General features: G+C 70.5%; 18 protein-coding genes. 9 read left to right on the top strand and 9 right to left on the bottom strand.

Annotated features, from left to right (window positions below):
* Positions 1-339 precede the first annotated feature (339 nt).
* Genes ABD691_RS06865 through ABD691_RS06855 form a run of 3 tightly spaced genes read left to right on the top strand, consistent with a single transcriptional unit; the run spans position 340 to position 4,498 of the window.
* Positions 340-2,049 carry a serine/threonine-protein kinase gene (locus tag ABD691_RS06865; RefSeq protein ID WP_425565001.1) on the top strand — a complete coding sequence of 570 codons (1,710 nt, stop codon included), beginning with the start codon at positions 340-342 and terminating at the stop codon, positions 2,047-2,049.
* 45 nt (positions 2,050-2,094) lie between these two features.
* A complete protein-coding gene (locus tag ABD691_RS06860; protein ID WP_425565000.1) occupies positions 2,095-2,889 on the top strand; it encodes a purine-nucleoside phosphorylase in 795 nt (264 codons plus the stop codon).
* A 1-nt stretch (position 2,890) separates the two neighbouring features.
* Complete coding sequence (locus tag ABD691_RS06855) at positions 2,891-4,498, top strand: phospho-sugar mutase (protein WP_344678591.1); 1,608 nt, start codon at positions 2,891-2,893, stop codon at positions 4,496-4,498.
* Between the two features lie 200 nt (positions 4,499-4,698).
* Here the strand turns inward: ABD691_RS06855 and ABD691_RS06850 are convergent, their stop codons facing one another.
* Complete coding sequence (locus ABD691_RS06850) at positions 4,699-5,499, bottom strand: SAM-dependent methyltransferase (protein WP_344678590.1); 801 nt, start codon at positions 5,497-5,499, stop codon at positions 4,699-4,701.
* Between the two features lie 132 nt (positions 5,500-5,631).
* Between ABD691_RS06850 and ABD691_RS06845 the strand changes: the two genes are divergently transcribed.
* The 3 genes from ABD691_RS06845 (at position 5,632) to ABD691_RS06835 (ending at position 8,381) form a co-directional block, all read left to right on the top strand.
* The gene (locus tag ABD691_RS06845) at positions 5,632-6,084 is read left to right on the top strand and encodes a flavodoxin family protein (RefSeq protein WP_344678589.1); all 453 of its coding nucleotides are present in this window, start codon (positions 5,632-5,634) and stop codon (positions 6,082-6,084) included.
* Between the two features lie 145 nt (positions 6,085-6,229).
* Positions 6,230-7,759 carry a PstS family phosphate ABC transporter substrate-binding protein gene (locus ABD691_RS06840; protein WP_344678588.1) on the top strand — a complete coding sequence of 510 codons (1,530 nt, stop codon included), beginning with the start codon at positions 6,230-6,232 and terminating at the stop codon, positions 7,757-7,759.
* Between the two features lie 283 nt (positions 7,760-8,042).
* Positions 8,043-8,381 carry a hypothetical protein gene (locus tag ABD691_RS06835; protein WP_344678587.1) on the top strand — a complete coding sequence of 113 codons (339 nt, stop codon included), beginning with the start codon at positions 8,043-8,045 and terminating at the stop codon, positions 8,379-8,381.
* A gap of 142 nt (positions 8,382-8,523) precedes the next feature.
* Here the strand turns inward: ABD691_RS06835 and ABD691_RS06830 are convergent, their stop codons facing one another.
* The 6 genes from ABD691_RS06830 to ABD691_RS06805 form a co-directional block, all read right to left on the bottom strand.
* Positions 8,524-9,663: a glycosyltransferase family 2 protein gene (locus ABD691_RS06830; RefSeq protein WP_344678586.1), complete on the bottom strand. Its 1,140-nt coding sequence runs from the start codon at positions 9,661-9,663 to the stop codon at positions 8,524-8,526.
* A gap of 85 nt (positions 9,664-9,748) precedes the next feature.
* Positions 9,749-10,129 carry a type II toxin-antitoxin system death-on-curing family toxin gene (locus tag ABD691_RS06825; protein ID WP_344678585.1) on the bottom strand — a complete coding sequence of 127 codons (381 nt, stop codon included), beginning with the start codon at positions 10,127-10,129 and terminating at the stop codon, positions 9,749-9,751.
* A gap of 14 nt (positions 10,130-10,143) precedes the next feature.
* A complete protein-coding gene (locus tag ABD691_RS06820; RefSeq protein ID WP_344678584.1) occupies positions 10,144-10,350 on the bottom strand; it encodes a ribbon-helix-helix protein, CopG family in 207 nt (68 codons plus the stop codon).
* 106 nt (positions 10,351-10,456) lie between these two features.
* Positions 10,457-11,734, bottom strand: coding sequence for a glycoside hydrolase family 18 protein (locus tag ABD691_RS06815; protein WP_344678583.1), 1,278 nt, complete (start codon positions 11,732-11,734; stop codon positions 10,457-10,459).
* A gap of 254 nt (positions 11,735-11,988) precedes the next feature.
* Positions 11,989-12,612, bottom strand: a complete 624-nt coding sequence (upp, locus tag ABD691_RS06810) for a uracil phosphoribosyltransferase (RefSeq protein ID WP_344678582.1) — start codon at positions 12,610-12,612, stop codon at positions 11,989-11,991.
* A 19-nt stretch (positions 12,613-12,631) separates the two neighbouring features.
* Positions 12,632-13,327 (bottom strand): TetR/AcrR family transcriptional regulator, encoded by a 696-nt coding sequence (locus ABD691_RS06805; protein ID WP_344678580.1) that lies wholly within the window; start codon positions 13,325-13,327, stop codon positions 12,632-12,634.
* A gap of 114 nt (positions 13,328-13,441) precedes the next feature.
* Between ABD691_RS06805 and ABD691_RS06800 the strand changes: the two genes are divergently transcribed.
* Complete coding sequence (locus ABD691_RS06800; RefSeq protein WP_344678579.1) at positions 13,442-14,998, top strand: FAD-dependent monooxygenase; 1,557 nt, start codon at positions 13,442-13,444, stop codon at positions 14,996-14,998.
* Between the two features lie 43 nt (positions 14,999-15,041).
* Here ABD691_RS06800 and ABD691_RS06795 read toward each other — a convergent pair whose 3' ends face one another.
* Entirely contained in the window at positions 15,042-16,175 is a 1,134-nt protein-coding gene (locus ABD691_RS06795) for a glutathione-independent formaldehyde dehydrogenase (protein ID WP_344678578.1), read from the bottom strand.
* Between the two features lie 183 nt (positions 16,176-16,358).
* On the opposite strand from ABD691_RS06795, the gene ABD691_RS06790 reads away from it, so the two are divergent.
* Positions 16,359-17,045 carry a hypothetical protein gene (locus ABD691_RS06790; RefSeq protein ID WP_344678577.1) on the top strand — a complete coding sequence of 229 codons (687 nt, stop codon included), beginning with the start codon at positions 16,359-16,361 and terminating at the stop codon, positions 17,043-17,045.
* Positions 17,046-17,070: 25 nt separating this feature from the next.
* Here the strand turns inward: ABD691_RS06790 and ABD691_RS06785 are convergent, their stop codons facing one another.
* Positions 17,071-21,174, bottom strand: a complete 4,104-nt coding sequence (locus ABD691_RS06785; protein ID WP_344678576.1) for an nSTAND1 domain-containing NTPase — start codon at positions 21,172-21,174, stop codon at positions 17,071-17,073.
* A gap of 130 nt (positions 21,175-21,304) precedes the next feature.
* Here ABD691_RS06785 and ABD691_RS06780 point away from each other — a divergent pair, with 130 nt between their 5' ends.
* Entirely contained in the window at positions 21,305-21,625 is a 321-nt protein-coding gene (locus tag ABD691_RS06780) for a CU044_2847 family protein (RefSeq protein ID WP_344678575.1), read from the top strand.
* Positions 21,626-21,635 lie beyond the last annotated feature (10 nt).

Here is a 21,635-nt window from a genome sequence, read left to right as displayed (position 1 = left end):
TGGCGCACCGTGACGACCGCGGTCCGGGATGCACCGACGAGCGCGACGGCGGCGCGTGCGAATCGCCTGAGAAGGCTCGGGCCAGACGTCCAGCGCGGTCCGATCGGCGCCCAAGTTATCCGAAAAGCGCGAGTTGAAGCCAACTCGCGTCCGGTCGGCCGGGGCGGATGTCGGAGCCGGTCAGGCGGGTTTTTTCGTTGCGGCGAAATGACCTTCGCCCGGAGTCGGCGGCGCGGGCCGAACCTGGCCTCGGTGGGGAACTTCACTACCTGTAACGCGACTGACCGGACTGATCGACACGGTGGGTGATCACCGGCCGCCCCTTTAGGGATTCTCCACATGAGACCCGTGCTTCGCGTGGAGAATGGCCACGTGTCCACGCCTGACGACAACAAGACGCTCACCGGCGCAGGCCGGCTGATCGCGGACCGCTACCGGTTGGAGAGCGAACTCGGCGGCGGCGCGATGGGCACAGTCTGGTCCGCGGTGGACGAACTGCTCCGCCGCCCGGTCGCGGTCAAGGAGGTCCGGCTGCCTCCCGGCATGCCCGAGGAGGAGGCCGCCGAGCTCCGCGAGCGCGCCCTGCGCGAGGCCCGCGCGATCGCGGTGGTGACCCATCCCAACGTGGTCACGCTCTACGACGTGGCCCGCGAGGCGGGCGAACCGTTCGTCGTCATGGAACTCGTGCCCTCGCAGAGCCTCGCCGCGATCCTGGCCGAGCACGGCGCGCTCGACGACGAGCAGCTCGCGGTGATCACCGACGGCGTCGCCGCGGCGCTGGAAGCCGCCCACCGGGCCGGGATCGTGCACCGCGACGTCAAGCCCGGCAACGTGCTCATCGGCGACGACGGCCGGATCAAGCTCAGCGACTTCGGCATCTCCCGCAACATCTCCGAGCACACGATCACCCGCACCGGGATCATGCTCGGCACCCCGGCGTTCATCGCGCCCGAGATCGCCTCCGGCGAAGCCGTCACCGACTCCGCCGACCTGTGGGGGCTGGGCGCCACGCTGTTCGCCGCTGCCGAGGGCCGCACCCCCTACGACGCGGGAGACGACCCGGTGGCCACGGTGACCGAGGTGGTCCGCGGGCCGGTACCGGTCACCACCCGCACCGGGCCCGTCGGCGAGGTCATCGCCGGGCTGATGGTCAAGGACCCGGCGGAGCGGATGACGCTGACCGAAGCGCGCAGGCGCATCCGCCACCTCATGCCCGAACCCGGCGTCCGGCCGTTCTCGATGCTGCTCGACCCGGAAGCGCCGACGGTCAAGGTCCGGCGGCCGGTCAAGAGCACCCCGCCGCGCGGCGGCACCCAGCGCGCCGAACCGCAGCCCGCGCCGCTGGCCAGCGAGCCGGGGCTGCTGCCGTTCATGGTCAACGCCGCGCCGCCGCCCGCGAAGCGGTCGCCGTGGCCCGCGATCGCGCTCGGCGTCGTCGCGGTCGTGCTCTTCGCCGCCGCGCTCACCGGCGGGTTCTTCACCGCGCGGACCGTGGCCGACCGGTGGTCGCCGCCGACCGCGCAGCCGCCTGCCGGGCGGAGCGAACCGTGGACCCCGCTGCGGTACGAGACCAGGCACAGCCGCGACAGCGGCACCGGCCTGTTCCAGATCGCGGTCCCCGGCGGCTGGAACGTGTTCCAGGGCGAGCGGGACGAGCTGTCCAACAGCAAGGCGGTGTCGTTCGTCTCGCCGGACGGCCGGGAGGAGGTCGTGGTCGAGCGCTTCGGCGGTTTCGTCAAGCACGGCTACGGCGTCGAGCAGTACCTGGAGGCGCTGCCGGAGATGGCCGCGGGCTCGGAGGGCGAGTTCACGATGGACTCCGACACGCCGTTCCCGAACCCCGACTCCGAGAACCACAGGCTGAACTACACGACGACCGAGACCGCGCTGGCCGGTGGCCCCGGCCGGATCAGCCGCCACACCGCGTCGAGCGTGCTGCCCGGCACCACCGATCTCTGGATCGTCCGGGTGACCGTCCCGTCCGAGAACCCGGGGCGGGCGAACGAGCTGTCCGATCTGGTGCTGCCGACCTTCAAGCAGCTGGGCTGATCTTCGGCGCTTCGCGGACCCGCGGCAGCCCCTAAGATCGCGCGTGTGACGACTACTGCTTCCGACGCGACAGCGGCGGCCGGGGCGATCGCCCAGGCCACCGGGACCGAACGCCACGACCTGGCGGTCGTGCTGGGATCGGGCTGGCAGCCCGCCGCCGAGGAGATCGGCACCCCGGCCCACGAGCTGAGCATGTCCGAGCTGCCTGGCTTCACCCCGCCCGGAGCCATCGGCCACAGCGGGAAGATCTGGTCGGTCCCGGTCGGCGAGAAGCGGGTGCTGGTGCTGCTCGGGCGCACCCACCTCTACGAGGGCAAGGGCATCGAGCCGGTCGCGCACGGGGTGCGGACCGCCGCCGCGGCCGGTTGCCGGACCGTGGTGCTGACCAACGCCGCCGGTGGGCTGCGCGAGGGCATGTCGGTCGGGCAGCCGGTGTTGATCAGCGACCACGTGAACATGACGGCCCGATCCCCGCTGGTGGGCGCGGACTTCGTCGACCTCACCGACCTGTACTCGCCGCGCCTGCGCGAGCTCGCGCGGGCGATCGACCCGTCGCTGGAGGAGGGCGTGTACGCGGGGCTGCCCGGTCCGCACTTCGAGACCCCGGCCGAGATCCGGATGCTGCGCGGGCTGGGCGTGGACCTGGTGGGCATGTCGACCGTGCTGGAGGCGATCGCCGCGCGGGCGGCCGGTGCCGAGGTGTTCGGCCTGTCGCTGGTGACGAACCTGGCGGCCGGTCTCAGCGGTCAGCCGCTGAACCACCAGGAGGTGCTGGACGCGGGCCGGGCCTCGGCGACCCGCATGGGCGCGCTGCTGCGCTCGCTCGTGGAACGGGCCTGAGTTGGACGGGCTGCGGGAGGCCGCCGAGCGCTGGATCGCCGGGGACGTCGACCCGGCGGCCCGCGCCGAGCTGCGGGCGCTGCTCGACTCCCCCGAACTCGCCGACCGCATGTCGGGCATGCCGACCTTCGGCACCGCCGGTCTGCGCGGTCCGGTGCGCGCGGGCGCGAACGGGATGAACCGCGCGGTCGTCATCCGCACCACCGCCGGGGTCGCGGAATGGCTGTCGGCGCAGGGCAACGGCGGCGGGATCGTGGTCGTCGGCCGGGACGCGCGGCGCGGTTCGGAGGACTTCGCCGCGGACGCGGCCGGGGTGCTGGCCGCGGCGGGCTTCGACGTCCGGGTCATGCCGGAGCCGTTGCCGACGCCGGTGGTCGCGTTCGCGACGCGGGCGCTGGACGCGGTGGCGGGGATCCAGATCACCGCGTCGCACAATCCCCCGCAGGACAACGGCTACAAGCTCTACCTGCGCGGCGGCATCCACCTGGTCGGCCCGAGCGACACCGAGATCGAGGCGGCCATCGCGCGCACGCCGGACGCGGCCTCGGTTCCCCGGAGCCGGGACTGGTCGGTGCTGGACAACGCGCTCGACGAGTACCTGACGCGGGTCTCGTCGCTCGCACGTCCGCCGGCCGGTCCACTGCGGATCGCGGCGACGGCGCTGCACGGGGTCGGTGCGCGGCCGTTGCGGGAAGCGTTGCGCCGCGCGGGATTCGACGACGTGCACTTCGTCGCGTCGCAGTCCGAACCGGACCCGGACTTCCCGACGGTGGGCTTCCCGAATCCGGAGGAGCCCGGCGCGACCGACGCGCTGCTGGAGCTGGCCGAGGAGATCGACGCGGACCTCGCGATCGCGCTGGACCCCGACGCCGACCGCTGCGCGCTGGGCATCCGCGAGGACGGCAGTTGGCGGATGCTGCGCGGGGACGAGACCGGGGTGCTGCTCGCGCAGCACGTGCTGTCCGGTTTGGACCGCGAGGAGCACCCGGATCCGCTGGTGGCGACGACGATCGTGTCGGCGACGATGCTGCGCTCGCTGGCCGCGGAGCACGGTGTCCGCTACGACGAGACGCTGACCGGCTTCAAGTGGCTGGTGCGTGCGGGCGACGGCGCGGGGACCGGACTGGTCTACGCCTACGAAGAGGCGCTGGGCCACTGCGTGGACCCGGACCACGTGCGCGACAAGGACGGCATCTCGACCGCGGTGCTCGCGTGCGACCTGGCCGCGCGCGGCCGGTCCCTGTCCGGGATGCTCGACGAGCTCTCGATCGCCCACGGCGTGCACCGGACCGGCCAGGTGTCGGTCCGGGTCACCGACCTCGCGGTGATCGCCGAGACCATGCGGCGGCTGCGGGCGGACCCGCCGGAGGAGCTGGCCGGTTCCCCGGTGGCGGTGCGTGATCTGCTGCCCGGCACCGACGCGCTGGTGTTGACCGGAGCGGGCGGGCTGCGCGTGGTCATCCGCCCGTCCGGCACCGAACCCAAGCTGAAGTGCTACCTGCAGGTCGTGGAAGCCGCTGCCGATGACACCCTCGACACCGCGAAACGCGTTGCGGCACAACGGCTTTCCGAACTGGAGGACGCCGTTGCCGACCTCGTCCGCGACTAGGCTCCGAGCGTTGTCTTCAAGCGGCGCAGCCGCTTAGCCCACCCCAGCAACCGGCACCGCCGCGGGTTCTCAGGCGTTCGCTGGCGAGGACAGCTTTTTCGCTCGTATTGGCATACGTGCGAAAAAGATTCCGGAGCCAGCGGACGCCTGAGGTTCCGCCACCCGCACCGCCACGCAAAAGGAATCTGGCAAACAGGAACTCAGGGCTTGCGGCCGACGCCGACGTAGACGCCTTCCTGAACGGCGAGATCGTCCCAGTCGGGGTTGCGCCACGCCGGGGCGCTGACGATGCCGGGCTCGACCAGGTCCAGGCCGGCGAAGAGCGCGGAAACCTCGGCGAAGCTGCGGAAGTACATGGGGTCGCGGCTGTTGCGCATCGCTTCGACCACGCCCGCCATCTCGGCGGGCATCTGGTCGGCGGTCAGGTGGGAGAGGGCGACCAGGCTGCCGGACGGCAGCTCGTCGCGGTAGCGGGCGAGGATGGCCGCGGGGTTCCGCTCGTCCGCCACGAAGTGGAAGATCGCGACGGTTAACAGGCCGATCGGCCGGGTGAAGTCCAGGACTTCGCGGACCACCGGGGAGTCCAGCACGTTGCCGGGCTCACGGAGGTCGGCGTCGATGACGGTCGCGTTCGGGTTGTCCCTGAGCAGCAGCCGGCTGTGCGCGACCGCGACCGGGTCGTAGTCGACGTAGACCACGCGGGCGTCCGGATTGGTGCGCTGCGCGACCTCGTGGACGTTGCCCGCGGTGGGGATTCCCGAGCCGAGGTCGAGGAACTGGTCGATCCCCTGCGACATCATGTACTCGACCGCGCGGTTCAGGAACGCCCGGTTCGACGTCGCGATCTGGCGCCCCTGCGGCTGCACTTCGAGGACCCGCTGGCCGACCGACCGGTCGATCGCGAAGTTGTGCCCGCCGCCCAGCAGGAAGTCGTAGATGCGGGCGGCGCTGGGGGCCTCGACGTCGATGTTCGGCGGCACCCATTCGGCGCGTTCTGGCATGGCTGACCTCGCCTTTCGTCGTCGCAGCCCGCCACCTCAGCGTCGCTGCCGTGATCAGGGGAAACCACCGTACAACCGGGGACAACAGGCGTTCACTTGCACGATCGGGTCACCGGGCGGCAGGCTCGGGGCGTGCCCAGGCTGCTGATCGTGCACCACACGCCCTCGCCGAACCTCCAGGCGATGTTCGAGGCGGTCGTGGCCGGTGCAACCACCGACGAGATCGAGGACGTCGAGGTCGTCCGCCGTGCGGCGCTGGAGGCCACCCCGGCCGACGCGCTGGCCGCCGACGGCTACGTGCTGGGCACCCCGGCGAACCTGGGCATGATGAGCGGCGCGCTGAAGGTCTTCTTCGACCTCGCCTACTACCCGTGCCTGGACTCGACCCGGGGCCGCCCGTACGGGCTCTACGTGCACGGCAACAACGACACCACCGGCGCGATCCGCGGCGTCGAGTCGATCACCACCGGCATGGGCTGGGAGAAGGCGGCCGAACACGTGTCGGTGACCGGCGAGCCCGGCAAGGAAGACCTCGAGAAGTGCTGGGAGCTCGGTGCCACCGTCGCGGCGGGCCTGATGCCGTAGTTCCCACCGCACCGAGCGATGCCGCGTTCGGCCAACGGTGGGTGAACAGTGGTCGACGGCTCCTCGCAAGCGGATCTGGTCTCCCGGGCGGGCTCGTATGTTCTTGCCACCTGGGAGTTGATCAGCGGCGAGGGGGAGTTCGGGCATGGACGGGATTCCCTGGGAAATCATCTTCGCGGTCCTCGGTGTCGTCGTCCCGATCATCGCCGCGCTCTACGAGTTCGTGTTCATCGGCCGCAAACGCCTCGGCTACCGGGTGCAGATGGACACCACCGCCACCGACGTGGACTCCTCCCAGTACGCCGGAGCCCTCCAGCAGTTCCCGCTCAGCGAGAACGAGCGGCTGATCGCGCCGTCGTTCGTGCTGCTGCGCATCGAGAACATCGGCGCGAGCCCCATCGACGCCGACGACTACGCCGCGCCGGAGAACGTCGACGCCGGCATCGCCGTGGAGTTCCCCGGCCGCCGGGTGGTCGGGATGATGGTGACCGAGCTCAGCGACGAGTTCCTGCGCGACTCGTTCCGCGAGAACTCGGGGCTGCGGGTCAAGGACAACGTCATCGAACTGCCCAAGGTGTCGCTGAACCGCAAGCAGCACTACAAGGTCCTGGCCGCCCTCGACCGCGTGCCGGACAAGACCGGGGCGGTGCGCAAGGCCCAGCCGCCCAAGGTCGTCGGCGGGATCAAGGGCGGGGTCGGGCGCGGCCGGATCAGGGAGACCAAGAACCAGATCGGCACCCCGCGCAACGCGGTCGCGCTGATCGGGTTCCTGGTGGCCGTCATCCTCGCTCAGGTCTCCGTTTCGGTGGCCACGCAGGACACCCCGCTCGACTGCGCGCAGGGCAAGCTCACCGTCGTCGGATCCACCGCGTTCCGGCCGGTGCTCGACGAGGCCGCCGCGTCGTACGTGCGGACCTGCCCCGGCGCGCAGATCGAAGTCCAGGCCACCGGCAGCACCGAGGGGCTCGACCGGCTCGACGCCGCCGGGAAGCAGGGCGAGAACCCCGAGGTGGTGGCGTTCTCCGACGGCATGAAAACCGACCGGTACCCGAGGCTGCTGCCACGGCCCATCGCGTTCTCGCTGTTCACCATGGTGAGCAACAAGGAGTCCGGGGTGCAGGACCTGTCCGCGGACCGGATCCGGCAGCTCTACGCCGGGCAGATCACCAACTGGAACCAGCTCAACGGCAACGACGTGCCGGTCCGCCTGGTCAGCAGGTACGCGAACTCCGGCACCCGCCGGACCTTCGAGCAGCACCTGCTGCTGGGTGCCCGCGAACCGGTCAACACCTCCGACGACTGCCGGGACCGCGCGCCCGGCGCGGCCCCCGGGGCGGTGCGCTGCGAGCGGGGCTCGACCGAGGACGTGCTGAACACGGTGGCGACGACGCCCGGCGCGTTCGGCTACGTCGAGGCCGGCGCCGCCGAGCAGCGCGCCGACGTGTTCCCGGTGCGCATCGACGGCCAGCCGGCCACTTTGGAGGGCGCCGACCAGGGTTCGTACCCGTTCTGGGAGACCGAGTACGCCTACACCTACGGGGAACCGAAGGCGCACTCGCTGACCGCCGGTTTCCTGCGGTACCTGGTCAACGAGGTCGGCAGGGACATCGTCCGCTCGCACAGGCACAAGCCGTGCGCGGAGCTGGCGAACCCGATGCTGTGCCGTCCCGCGTGAAGCCGGCCGGGCGCAGGCGGAACCGACCCAGTTGATCTTGCTGGGCGGTGTCGCGTTAGGCTGACCGGGTCGTCGGGGCGCGCCCCCGGACGACGCGCCGGGCGCCCTGAGCAGAGCCCGCCTTCCCTCATCACGTGCAATGTTCAGGGCGCCCCCGAAATCGAATGGTATATGCCACAGGATGTTCCCGGTGTAGGCCGGGGCGTACCGCTGCGTCAATCCGGTATCAATTCGGTCACCGCATTGTTCGACCTGGTCAGGGCACAGGGGTTACGCTTCGGAGGTGAGTGAGGAAACGATCGAACTCGAACTCAACGAATCCGGCGTCTCTGTGGATCTCCCCCAGCCCTCCGATCCGAACGATCAGGTCCAGGGCGTCCCCTATCGGCCGGTCGAGTTCCGCGACGACGATCTACCGACCGCCTTGGAACGGTCCGCCCGCTGGCTCCGCGAAGCCCAGTCCTGGCTGGGTGAACCCGTGGATGTCATCGCCGTCCACCTGGACTACGACGACCGCAAGGGCAAGCCCTACTACGACCTGAAGTTGCTCTGCAACGAGGAAGATCTGGCCGGGGCACCGGTGGCGCTGCGCAAGCACGGCACCGCACAGGCAGCGAGCTGAAGGCCGGACTCCGGACTCGCCTCACGCGGGTGAGCTCCGCCGGGGGCGGACCGGAACCGGATCCGTCCCACCTCTGACCGCAACTTCGAACCGGGCGAGCCGTGGTCCGTCGGCGACGGGCCACGGCCGACTCCCGGTGTGTTCAGGCTCTTCCCTTCCAGGTGCTCGCGCCGCGCAGCGCGCGCACCGCGCCGTCCAGCAGCACCCCGCCGAACAGCGCGCCGGTCAGCGGCGCGAGCGGCGCCAGCAGCCGGTTCGCGCGCATCAGCCGCGCGGCCCGCTCGTGGGCCAGCCCCTGCGCCGCCCATCCCAGCAGGCCCAGCCCGGCCAGTGCGGGCGTCCGGGTCCGCACTCCGGTCAGCACCGCCGCGGGCGCGGCCAGCGACAGCGCGATCTGCCCCAGACCACCGCCGACCAGCACCGGGACCGAGTTCCCGGCTCCGGCCACGAAGCTCTTCCGGAACGAGGCCCAGCCGCGCGCGAACGGGTCCATCCCGCTGGTGGTGACGTGGTCCAGGCCGTCGACGACCCGGGTGGTGCCGCCGTGGTCGCGGACCGCGGTCGCGATCGCGACGTCCTCGTTGCGCCGCGCGGCCAACGCCGCCCAGCCGCCGGTCTTCTCGTAGTACGAGCGGCGGATCAGGATGCAGTGGCCGATCGCGAACGCCCGGCGGCCCCGCCCGTCCGGCGCCGCGTTCTCCCCGATCAGCTGCAACCCCGGCGGCATCAGCAGCGGCCACGTCACCGAGTGCCCGGCGGGCGGTCCGGCCGGCGTGGAGACCAGGTCGGCGTCCACCGCTTCGGCCGTGGCGAGCAGCCGTTCGAGCAGGTCGGGAGCGGGCACGGTGTCCGCGTCGACGAACAGCAGCCATTCCCCGGACGTGCCCGCGTGCTCGACGCCGGTGTGCATCGCGTGCACCTTCCCGGTCCAGCCCGGTGGCGGTCCGTCGACCCGGACGACGGCGAGCCGGGGGTCCACCGCCGCATGCGCGCGGGCGATGTCGCCGGTGCCGTCGGTGGAGCCGTCGTCGACGAGCACGATCCGCAGCTCGCCGCCATGCGTCTGGCGCCGGATGCCGCGCAGGCACGCGTCCAGCACGGCGGCCTCGTCGCGGGCGGGGACGACCGCGGTCACCGGAGGCGGAAAGTCCCGTCCAGGGGCCGCCCGGTGCAGCGGGACGACGAGGCGGGTGCGGCTGACCGTCCGAGCGCTGCGGTACGCCGAACCGGCGACTGCCAGGGCCAGGGCGCCGCACAGGAACCGGGAACTGCGTGAAGCCACGCGATCGAGCGTCGCACGAAACGGGCCGCAGCGACCACGGTTGCGCACGCGAACTCCGGGCGAACAGCCGGTTCCGCGAGATCTCTCAGACCTTGGGGTGGGACCAACTCTCCAGCCGCTCGGCGACCTCCGGGAGTTCCACCCGCTCGCGGCCGACATCGCGGACCAGGTCGAGCGCGGCGTCCTCGTCGGCGTCGACCGACCAGCCGTTGATGTCGCACATGGTCACCGCGGCGATCCAGCCCAGCCGCCAGTTGCCCTCGACGAGCGGACGGGTGCGCACGATCGAGTCGAGCAGCGCGGCGGACTTCAACCAGAGCGTGTCGTAGGCCGGAGCCCCCAGCACCTCGGCTCTCGGCCGGTACGCGGCGGAGTCGAGCAGTCCGCTGTCGCGAACCACCAGGTCACCGTTGGTGACAGCGGTCGCGAGCAGCAGCAGATCGGAAGCGTCGAGGTAAACGATCACCGATCAATGGTCGATCATGCCGGGCCCAGGCGGTCCAGCAATCCCCGATAACGCGGCAGCACCCGGTGCACGACCTCGTCGAGCTGCTGTTCCTTCTGCTGGCGCGCCCAGCGCTCGGCCAGCGCGACCCGGACGACGTCCTGCTTGGAGCGGCCCTCGGCGGCGGCGAGCTCGGCCAGCCGCCGGTTCTCTTCCTCGGTCAGACGCAACGTCATCGCCATGGCCACAGATGGTATCTGCCTGATACCACCGGTGGCCATACCGCGGAGAAGGGGCCGTCCCCGCGCAACGGGGGAACGCGGGAACGGCCCTGGGCTCGCGGACCGATCAGCCGCCGAGCCCCTCGTGGACGGCGGTCATGAGTTCACCCTCGGGGGTGTCGCCGTCCAAGGACCAGATCATCGCCCCGCCGAGCGCCTTCTGCTTGGCGTAGGCCAGCTTGCGCTTGAGCTCGGCCGGGTCGTCGTAGGTCCAGAACGTGGTGCCGTCGAAGAGCCAGGCGAACCCGGCCTTCTCGTCGCGGTGCAGCGTGAACTGGCCCGCCTTCGACTTGAGCACCTTGTAGTCCTCGAACCCGGCTTCCCAGGTGCCGGGAGCCGCGCCGGTGGAGGTCTGGAACAGGCCGTTGTTCTGGTTCGGCACGCCGATCCAGCCGCGGCCGTAGAACGGCACGCCCAGCACCATCTTGTCCGCCGGTGCGCCGCGGTCGAGCCAGGTGTTCACGGTCTGGTCGATGCTCCACTTCTCCGGGGACGGGTCGCCCTCCGGGGAGTGGATCGCCGACTGGTGGTTGGTGGTCGGCTCGTAGGCGCCGTGCAGGTCGTAGCCCTGGATCGTGCCGAAGGTGAGCAGGTCGAAGACCTTCGGCACCTCGAACCCGGCGTCGATCTTCTTCGGGTCGGCGGGCAGGAACGCCGAGATGTCGTAGGGCCTGCCGGTCTCCTTGCCGACGGCGTCGAGCTGGGTGCGCCACTCCTGGAGCAGCGCGGTGTAGTTCTGCTTGTCGGCCGGGTCGACGACGTTGCCGGGGCCGCCCTCCGAAGCGGGCCACTCCCAGTCCAGGTCGACCCCGTCGAAGATGCCCGCGGCGACGCCGTCACCGCCCTGCGGTTCGCCGATCTTGGGCAGGTTGCCGCGGATCCACATGTCGATGCAGGACTTCACGTGCGCCGTCCGCGATTCGGGCGTCGCGGCGGCGGTGTGGAAGTTCTTCGACCAGGTCCAGCCGCCGAAGGAGATGTAGACCTTCAGGTGCGGGTGCTTCTGCTTGAGCTGCTTGAGCTGGTTGAGGTTGCCCGCCAGCGGCTGGTCGTAGGCGTCGGCCTGGCCGCTGACGGTCTGCTCGGCGGTGAACCGCCGCTGGTAGTCGGCCCAGGCGTCACCCTCGCCGAGCTGGTTGACCTGGAAGCACCTGCCGGACGCGTCGAGGTTTCCGAACGCGTAGTTGAGGTGGGTGAGCTTGGCCGCGGTGCCGGAGGTGTCGAGGTTCTTGACGAAGAAGTTCCGGTCGTAGATCGACCACTGCGTGAAGTAGCCGACCTTGCGGGCCGCCGCCTGCGGCGCCGCGTCGGGGGCGGCGGCAGCGGGGACCAGCGCGGACAACATCAGTGCGAGGACACCGGCGACGAGCGCCGGTAACCGCCATCGGGCTGGAGACAACCGGGCTCGGGACAACGGGGCCGGGGACGTTCGAGTTGGGGACATAGCGCAACTCCTGGGTCATCGGGGATGACCTCGCCCGCGGGGATCGCGGACTGTGGTCTGGACCATAGTCCGACAAGGTCTAGACCACGGGTACCGCCCGTTCGGCGTCTCTGCGTTGCTCGCGGGGGCCGAGGGGAAACCGCCCCGGCGGAGCCTCAGACGGCCCCGTACTCCCGGTCCCCGGCATCGCCCAGCCCGGGAACGATGAACCCGGACTCGTTCAACCGCTCGTCGACGCTCGCGGTCACGACCCGCACGGGCAGCCCGGACTTCTCCAGCCGGTCCAGCCCCTCCGGCGCGGCGAGCGTGCAGATGGCCGTCACGTCGGTGGCGCCGCGGCCGGTGAGCAGGTCGATCGTGTGCACCATCGAGCCGCCGGTGGCCAGCATCGGGTCGAGCACGAACACCGGGCGACCGGACAGGTCCGCGGGCAGCGACTCCAGGTACGGCGTGGGCTGGAGGGTCTTCTCGTCCCTGGCCAGGCCGACGAAGCCCATCTGCGCCTCGGGGATCAGCTTGTGCGCCTGGTCGGCCATGCCAAGCCCGGCGCGCAGCACGGGGACCAGCAGCGGCGGATGCGCCAGCCGGTAGCCGGTGGTGCGCGCGACCGGGGTGTGGATCATCTCCTCGGCCACCTCGGCGTCCCGGGTCGCCTCGTAGATCAGCATGAGGGTGAGCTCCTGCAACGCGGCCCGGAACGCGGCGCTGCCGGTGCGCGCGTCGCGCATCGTGGACAGCCTCGACTTGGCGAGCGGATGCTCTACGACCCGAATATCCATGGGGAACAACAGTAACCGCTCACTCCACCCAGGACCGGAGCCCGCGCATGATCAGCTCCAGGCCGAACTCGAACCGCTCCTCGCCCTCGTCGCTCATCATCACCGGCAGGATCGCCAGCAGGTTCGGGAACCGCTCCGCGGGCAGCGCCGCGAAGTAGTCCTCCACCTGGGACATCCGCTCGTCCCTTTCCCCGTCCGTCAAAGCGAAATCGGCGGTGCGCTCCAGCGCGATCGCGTTCGGGTACAGCGCGAGCAGATCGACCGCGAAGGCCGCGATCCGGTCCGGGAGACCGGCCCCGCGCAGCAGCGTGAGCATCGTCTCGGTGACCTGCAACGCATTCGGTCCGGTCGGCGCCGGGGTGCGGGCCACCACCTGCGCCATGCCGGGGTGGGCGGTGAACACCCGCAGCTGGTCGCGGGCGAACTGCTTGAGCTGCTCCTCCCAGCGCGCCGGGTCCGGCTCCGGCAGCGGTACTTCGCCGATCACCAGGTCGAGCATCAGCTCCTGGAGCTCGCTCTTGTTGCGCACGTAGGCGTACAGCGACGCCGCGCCGGTGCCGAGCTCCTGCGCCACCCGCCGCATGCTCACCGCGTCCAGCCCTTCGCGGTCGGTCAGCTCCAGCGCGGTGCGCACGATGACGTCGGTGTCCAGCGGCCGCTTCGCCGAACGCTTCCGCGCGGCGCGCTGCTGCCACGGCGGATCGGGCACGGACATCTCGGACACCTCCAGCTCGCGGGGACCGGCGAACACTGTACTTGACACGAACGCCGTTCGCACTTAGAACGGTGTTCGTAGTTGCGAACAGTGTTCGTCCAGATTGGGGAGATCATGACCCGCACACCCGTGCTCGTCGCAGGCGCCGGCCTCTCCGGCCTGTCCACCGCCGTGTTCCTGGGCATGCACGGCACGCCCGCGCTCGTCGTCGAACGGCACGAGAGCACCTCGACGCATCCGAAAGCGCGCGGCCAGCAAACGCACACGATGGAGGCGCTGCGACTCGTCGGCCTGGAGGACGCGTTCGTCGCCGCCTCGCCGAAGAGCCGCGGCTTCGCCCTGCGGATAGCCGCCTCCGCCAGCGGCCCGGTGTTCCACGAGATCCTGCACGACACGTTCGTGCCGATGGGCCACCTCTCGCCCGCCGCCTCCGCCGACGCCAGCCAGGAGGCCGCCGAGCGGCTGCTCCTCGGCCGTGCCCGCGAACTCGGCGCCGACGTGCGCTTCTCCACCGAACTGGTCAGCTTCGAGCAGGACAGCGACGGCGTGACCGCAGTCCTGCGAGACCTGCGCACCGGCGAGGAAAGCACCGTCGAAGCCGAATACCTCGTCGGCGCCGACGGTCACCGCAGCCCCGTGCGCACCGCGCTGGGCATCGGCACCCACGGCAGCGGATCGATCGCGCACAACGTCCTCTGGGGGATCCGCGCGGACCTCGGGCACGTAGTCGGCGAGGAGCAGGTCCTCTACTACCTGCAGAACCCGGAGCTTTCCGGCGGAACCGGCGTCCTGGTCAGCACCGACGACGCGGACCGGTTCGTCGTCGGGGTCGGCTTCGACCCGGACACCCAGCACCTCGACGACTTCACCCCGGAGCGGGCCGTCGAGCAGATCCGGATCGCGACCGGCGTCCCGGACCTGGAGGTGGAGATCCTGGACCGGGCTCCGGTCGAGACCGGGATGTACGTGGCCGACCGGTTCAGCTCCGGCCGGGCGCACCTGGTCGGCGACGCCGCGCACACCATGCCGCCGCAGGGCGGTATGGGCGGCAACACCGCGATCCTCGACGGCTTCTACCTGGCGTGGAAGCTCGCGGCGGTGCTGCGCGGCGAGGCGGGCCCGGGTCTGCTGGACAGCCACGACGCCGAACGCCGCCCGGTCGGCGAGTGGATCGCGACCAACCAGTACCGGAACGCCATGGTGCGCACGGGCGCGCGGTACGACGGCCCGCCTCCGGTCGAGGACCCCGCGACCCTGTTCTTCGGCTACCGGCATAACGGCGCGGTCGTGTCCGAACCGGGCGATGAGCACGAACTGCTGGAGGACCCGAACGCGCCCACCGGGCGGCCGGGTTCCCGCGCACCGCACGTCGTCCTGGACTCGCCGGACGGGCCGCTGTCCACGATCGAGCTGTTCGGTCGCGAGTTCGTCGTGCTGACCGGCTCCGAGGAGTGGGAGCGCGCGGCGAAGTCGGTCGCCGCCGACCTCGGCGTGCGGCTCACCGCGCACCGGATCGGAGACGGCCTGACCGGACCGTGGGCGGAGCCGTACGGCGTCTCCGATGATGGCGCGGTGCTCGTCCGGCCGGACCGCTTCATCGCCTGGCGCAGCCCCGGCCCCGGCCCCGCCACCGACCTGGAACGAGCACTCCGCTCAGTTCTTGCCCGCTGAGTCGCGAAGACACGCCCGCGCGCCCGCGGGCGTGTCACAAGACTCACGGGTGCAGGACGACCTTGGTGTATCCCTCCACGCGCTGGTCGAACTTCCGGTACGCGTCAGGGGCCTCCGACAGCGACAGCTCGTGCGAGACCACGAAGCTCGGGGTCGCCCGGCCCGTCGTGATCATGTCCCGCAGCTGCCGGTTGTAGCGCTTGACGTTGCATTGGCCAGTTCCGATTACCTGCCCCTTCTCGAACATCCGCCCGATGGACACCAGCAGCTTGCCCTGCTTGGCCTGCTCGTCCGGCCCGCCCGGGTCGGACGGCACGTACAGGCCGGGCACGCCCAGCCGTCCGGTCGGCCGCACGGTCTCGATCAGCGAGTTCAGCACGACCGCGGGCTCCTCCTTGGAGGCGTCGCCGACCTGCGCCTGGTAGCCGACGGCGTCCACGCCCTTGTCGGTGCCCTCGCCGTCGGTCATCTCCTTGATCTGCGCGATCGGGTCGCCCTTGCTGAAGTCGATCGGCTCCGCACCGATCTCCTCCGCCTTGGCCAGCCGCTCCGGGATCCGGTCCACGCTGAACACGCGGGACGCCCCGCGCAGCATCGCCGAATAGGCCGCCATCAGGCCGACCGGGCCCGCACCGTAGACCGCGACCGTCTCGCCCGGCGAGACCTGGGCGAGCTCGCAGCCGTGGTAGCCGGTCGGGAAGATGTCGGCGAGCAGGACGTAGTCGGACTCCTTGCTGGAGTCCGCGGGCAGCTTCAGGCAGTTGAAGTCGGCGAACGGGACGCGCAGGTACTCGGCCTGGCCACCGGTGTACGGGCCCATCGCCACGTAGCCGTAAGCGCCGCCCGCGAAGCCCGGGTTGACCGTCAGGCAGAACCCGGTGTTGCCCGCCAGGCAGTTCTTGCAGAAGCCGCAGGCGACGTTGAACGGCATCACCACCCGGTCACCGCGGCTGAGACCGGTCACTCCGGAACCGACCTCGTCGACGATGCCGAGGTTCTCGTGCCCGAACACGATGCCCGGCTCGGCCGCTGTGCGGCCCTCGTACATGTGCAGGTCGGAACCGCAGATCGCGGTCGAGGTGATGCGCACGATCACATCGTTGGGGTGTTCGATGCGCGGTGCGTCAACCTCGTTCACCGCGACCGAGAACGGCTCCTGGTACACGACAGCCTTCATCACCAACCACCTCCGTGGGTGTCGAGTCCGTTGGCCTTCGGCTACCCCGGCCGACCGCGTTCCAAGCTGGCCGCCGGACGCCCCTCAACGCGACCTTGCGAACCGACCGGTCGGTTGCGGCCGTTCGGTGACCGTTGCGCGAAACCCGCCCCGGGCCGGTCCACCCGCCCCTAGCCTGGCGCGATGTTCAGACGGACGACGCGCCGGAAAGTGATCAGTCCCGCCGGATTCCTGTTGGCACTGCTGTGCTTCTCCTTGCCGTTCTTCACCGTGTCCTGCGAGAGCCCGATGGGGTCGGTCAGCGCTGACTTCTCCGGGTGGACCCTGACCTTCGGCGGTGAACCCACCGTGACCGCCACCGGTGACTTCGCCGGATCCCAGCAGCCGGAGGAGGCCGGCGAAGTGGAGCAGCAGCTGGACTCGTTCCCGCACCAGCCGCTGATGATCGTCGCGCTCCTGGTCGTCCTCGCCGGGATCGCGGCCTCCGCGTGGCGCTGGTGGCTCGGTCTCGTGCTCGGGGTCGCGGCGGCCCTGCTGCTGATGATCAGTCAGGGCCTGCTGCGCCGCGCGGTGGTGACCGAGTTCGAGAAGTCCGGGTTCATCACGGACTCGATCGCCGACAGCATGCTCCACTCGCGGTTCGGCTACTGGCTGACGGTGCTGCTGCTGTTCGGGGTAGGCGCGTACAACCTGGTCGAGTTCTTCCTGAGCCGCCGCACGCCACCCGCGCCGCTGCCCCAGAACCCACCGGAAACCCAGAACCCACCGGAAACCCAGAACCCACCGGGAACCCAGCACCCACCGGGAACCCAGCACCCACCGGGAACCCAGTACCCGCCGGGAGCCCAGCCGCCGCAGTCGCCGAACTAGGCACCCCCGGGGGCGGCCGCGTGATTCATTTGCCCAGCCCCCGGCACGGTGGGTCGGTGTCCACGCCCGCAGGCAGCACGTCGATCTCGTCGGGGGTGAACCCCCGGTCGCTGATCCGGCACAGGGCCTCGGCCATCGTCCGCGCGTCGAGCGGGATCGTCAGCGGCGGTTGGCCCGGACGGAAGGCGATGATCTGCTCCGGGCTGGTCACCTGGTTCTGGACCGGGGGCAGGGACACCGATCCGATCCGGATCCTCCGCCGCCAGTCCCACACCTCCATGGACTGGGGACCGGCGGTGACCAGTCGCTCCGGGCCGATGAGAGCCGGCCCCTCGCCGGTCGCCACGCCGGTCACGTTCCTGCCGGTTTCCAGGTCGAGGACGCTGATGTTTCCCCAGTCGTCGCTGTAGGCGAACACCGCGCCGTCGTTGCTGACCATCACCGCGTCGGCGCCGGACCTCGTGCTGATCTCGTACGCGGCGATCTTGCGGCGGTCGGGCACGCTCCACACCGCGGTCGTCCACCCGGCCGACACGACGACCTGCCCGGGATGTCCTGATCGCTCGTAGAGGCTTGCGTTGCGGACCAGGTTGTCGATCTCGGCCCGATCGGTGGAGAGCGGGATCGGCTCCGAACGCTGCTGCCAGGTCCCGGGATCCCAGTAGCTGAGCACACCGGCGTGCAGCACCACGACCTCCGTGGGCGAGAGGTATCCGACGTAGGAGTAGCCGTCCTGTTCGTAGTCCAGCCACGGGTAGTCGGGCTGCGGGATCGGCACCTCCCGTTCCAGGTGCAGGTCCGGAAGCCGGTAGACCAGCACCTTCTGCGGTGTTGCCACGAACAGCTGCCGACCATTGCGGTTGAACTCCAGGGTGGTGTTCTCCGCAGGTTTCGGAATCCGCGCGAGCAGCCGCGTGTAGGTCTCGTCGAGCAGGACGATCTCACCGGTGGTGGTCGTGGCCGCGATGGTGTTGGCCCGAACGAACCCGGTGGTCACGCTCGATTCCAGCTCGCCCCAGTCACCTGCGGCGGGCGGCAGCGGCTCGGCCATCGCTATCCGGAAAACGTTGTTGAAGCTCCGCAGCACCACGTCGGGAGAGCTGCCGTCAGCCCCCGGTACGACCGCCAGGACGTCGCTCGATCCGAGCACGGATTCCGGGTGCGCGTACTGGAATCGCCGACCACTGGGGATGTGGATGGCGAGAAGGGTCTCGACATTGGTGAAGGTCGTGGGGTCGTCGGTCTTCGGCGGTGGTTCCGTCGCGGAACCGACCAGGTAGTCCCCGATTCTCTTGGCGTAGCAGTCGATTCCCGAGAAAGTGGCCTTCGGCGCCTTCGACGCCCGGTCCACGATCTCGACAACACCCTCCGACAGGCATCGGAGCACCTCGTCTCCGTTGGAGATGATGCGACCCATTCCGAATTCGTGGCCCGTACCGGGCCTGTCCTGGGGAAGCTCGACGACGCGCGTGGACAGCGGTGCATCGGCGTCTCCGGCGTTGATCTCTCCCAGGCGAACGTTGGGATCCCGGGTCGGCGACAACTCGTTGACCGATATCTCGGACGCGGGGCCCTGCGGCTCGTCCACCGACTTGAGCGTCCGCGTGTCGAAGGTTTCGATGATCTTGTTCTCCGGTCGTCCCTGCGGGAGCACCCCGGGGAGCACCGAGAGGAATCGGCCGTCGCCGCTGAAGGTCATGTGCGGCAGGACGACGCGGTAGTCCACCGGTATGTCGGCGATCGGCGGCTTCAGCTCCGCGATCCGGTCCAGGGTCCGCGTGCTCCACAGCTCGACCGCGCCGAAGACGTTCACCGTGGCGACGGTCTGGCCGTCCGGGCTCATCGTCGCGTTGATCGCGTTGGTGATCGGAAGCCTGCCGATCACCGGCTCCGGCCGGTCCAGCTCCGTCCAGAGCTGCACCGGAACCCGCGAGTCGTCGTCGACCACGACGAACGAGAGCCCGTCCGCCGAGGTGGAGGTGTGGTGGACATCGGTCCCGTCCGGCACCCGGTACACGCGTTCAGCCTGCTGCCACTTGATGTAGTGCATCAGCAGTCCGCCGTACGCGGCAGCGCTTCCCGGGTCCTCCCGCCACGCGGTCAGGGCGAACTGCAACGAACTCCCGTAGTCGTTGTCGTCATCGGCCCGTTCCACCTGCTGCGCCAGCAGATCCGCGTTCGTCGCGTCGAGCTGGCGGTTGACTTCGGCGTTGCGCTGCACCACGACCGCCGCGAGGAGGCCGACCACCAGGGCGACCACCACGGCCAGCACCGTGATCGCCCTCCCCATCCGGGCGCGGGACCGTTCGGCCCGCTTGCTGCGCTGGACGAAGTCGCGCTGCTCGGGCGTCAGCGCCTCGTCGTGCTGCTGCGCCCACTCGGTCGCCCTGGCCAACGTGGTTCCGCGCAGGAGGCTGCCGGGATCGCGATCGGCCTGCTCCCACTGGTCCACGGCCTGCCGCAGATCTGCCTGCCAGGTCAGGAACTCCTCGTCCTCCCGGAGCCAGCCCTGCAGTTCGGACCACTGGTCGATCAACGCCTGGTGCACCAGATCGACCCGCTGGCCGCCGTCCTCCTGGTGCGCCACGACGACGAGCCGCTCGTGCGCGAGCGTGAGCACCACCGGGTGCAGGTCGGGATGCAGCTCGGCCATCCGCAGCGAACGCCGCGCGAAACCTCCTTCGCCGTCCGGCCGGGTGAGCTGGACCAGCAGTCGACGCGCGAGCCGCTGGTCGGTCTCGCTCAGCGACCGGTAGACCTCCTCCGCCCGGTGGCTGAGCGCGCCCGCCACCCGGCCAAGCCGCTCGTACGCCTGGTGCGTGAACCAGCCGCCGTGCCGGTTCTCCCACAGCAGGTCCAGGGTCAGCGCGACCAGCGGCAGCGCACCCGGCTGATCGACGGTGTCGGCGACGATGCGCTCCGCCAGCGCGTCCTCGAACGCCAGCCCGCCGACGACCCGCGCCGGGCCGGTGATCACCTCGCTGAACTGCTCCTGCGACATCGTGCTGACCAGGCACATCGCATCCTTGAGCTGCTGCGTGGTGGCAGGGGTGACGAGCTCGTCCAGCGACCGCGAACGCAGCGTCAGCACCACTCGCAGCGGCGGTGGCCCGCCGACGGTGCGCGGCTGGGCGGAAGTCACCTCGGTGATCCGCTCGACGATCCGCCGGGCAGCGGCCGGGTCGGCGATCACCAGTTCCTCGAACTGGTCCAGGAAAAGCACAGTCGGACGCTCGGGAACGACCAGGTGCGCTTCCAGCCGCGCGAGGTCGTCCGGGTCCGGCCGGAGGTCCACGATGTCGACGCCGTCGGCGCGCAGCGCGGGCAGCAGTCCCGCCCGCACCAGCGACGACTTGCCGCTGCCGGACGGCCCGGCGACCGCGACGAGGTCCCTGTCCCGGACCAGCGCGGCCAGCCGCGCGACGTCGTCGTCGCGCCCGTGGAACAGCCTCGCGTCGGCCTCCTCGAACGACCTGAGCCCGAGGTAGGGGTTGACGGGGTCGGTGTTCCAGGCGTCGCCGAGCGCGGTGGTCGGCAGGAGGTACGCCGTCCACGGGTCGTCGAGGGCGTGCGTGACCACCATGCCCACGACACCGCCGAGTTCGTCGTCCCACACCGGGGCACCGCTGAAGCCCTGCTCGATGCTGCGCTGCCCGCTTCCGGAACGGAGCTGGATCCACCCGGTCCCCTGCTTGGCGAGCAGTTCACCGGTCACCCACGTGCCGTCGTCCTGCCCCTGCGGGAACCCCATCACCCGGAACGGGTGCTGCCACACGTCGTCGCGGACCAGCGTCGGCGCGGGCAGCGCACCCGGCGGTGCCGGATCGAGCAGCCGCAGGACGGCGATGTCACCGGTTCCGTCCGCGCCGATCGGCCACCAGTCGGCGACCTCCACCCGGGTCGCGAGCACGATTCCGTCGACGTCGCGGAGCATCGGGAACTCGACGACGAACGTCGTGGTCGGCGGCTCTGACTGGTCGCGGGGCAACCCGAGGACGTCGGCCACCACGTGCGCGCACGTGGCGATCCGGTCGGGCGAAAGGAGAAATCCCGCCCCGACTCGGGCCCCACCCGCGCTGAACCGCACGAGTGCCGAGCCGATTAGGTCGTGCTTCTGCGGTAACCCCATGTCCTTGACCATTCGAGTGATCGGAAGGAACAGCGCAACAGTACAGATTTCCCCTGCGCCGCATGCGGAATTCCGGTGCCTTTGCTCCGATCACCGCAGCAGGGCGGGATTTCTGTGGTTCACTGCGGCCATGACACTGGTCAGCATGCCGCTCGACGGCGGCGGCGAGATCCTGATCGAGGCGGCCGACGAGCAGCACGGCAACGCGCGGGTCGGCAGGCGCAACGGCGTCGAGCAGGCCACCGAGACCGTGCAGGCGGCGATGGGCGCGACCCGGCCCGCCGCCGAGGCGGTGCTCGGCGAGCTGCGGAGCATGGAGCAGCCGCCGGCCAGGATCAGCCTGCAGTTCGGCATCAAGGTCACCGGCGAGGCGAACCTCGCGGTGGCCAAGTCCGCGGGCGAGGCGAACTTCACCGTCAGCGTCGAGTGGAGCGCTCCGAAGGAGGGCTGACCTAGACTCC

Source organism: Saccharopolyspora taberi (assembly GCF_039534165.1).
Taxonomy (GTDB): Bacteria; Actinomycetota; Actinomycetes; order Mycobacteriales; family Pseudonocardiaceae; genus Saccharopolyspora_D; species Saccharopolyspora_D taberi.
This window is presented reverse-complemented; position numbering and strand designations above follow the sequence as displayed.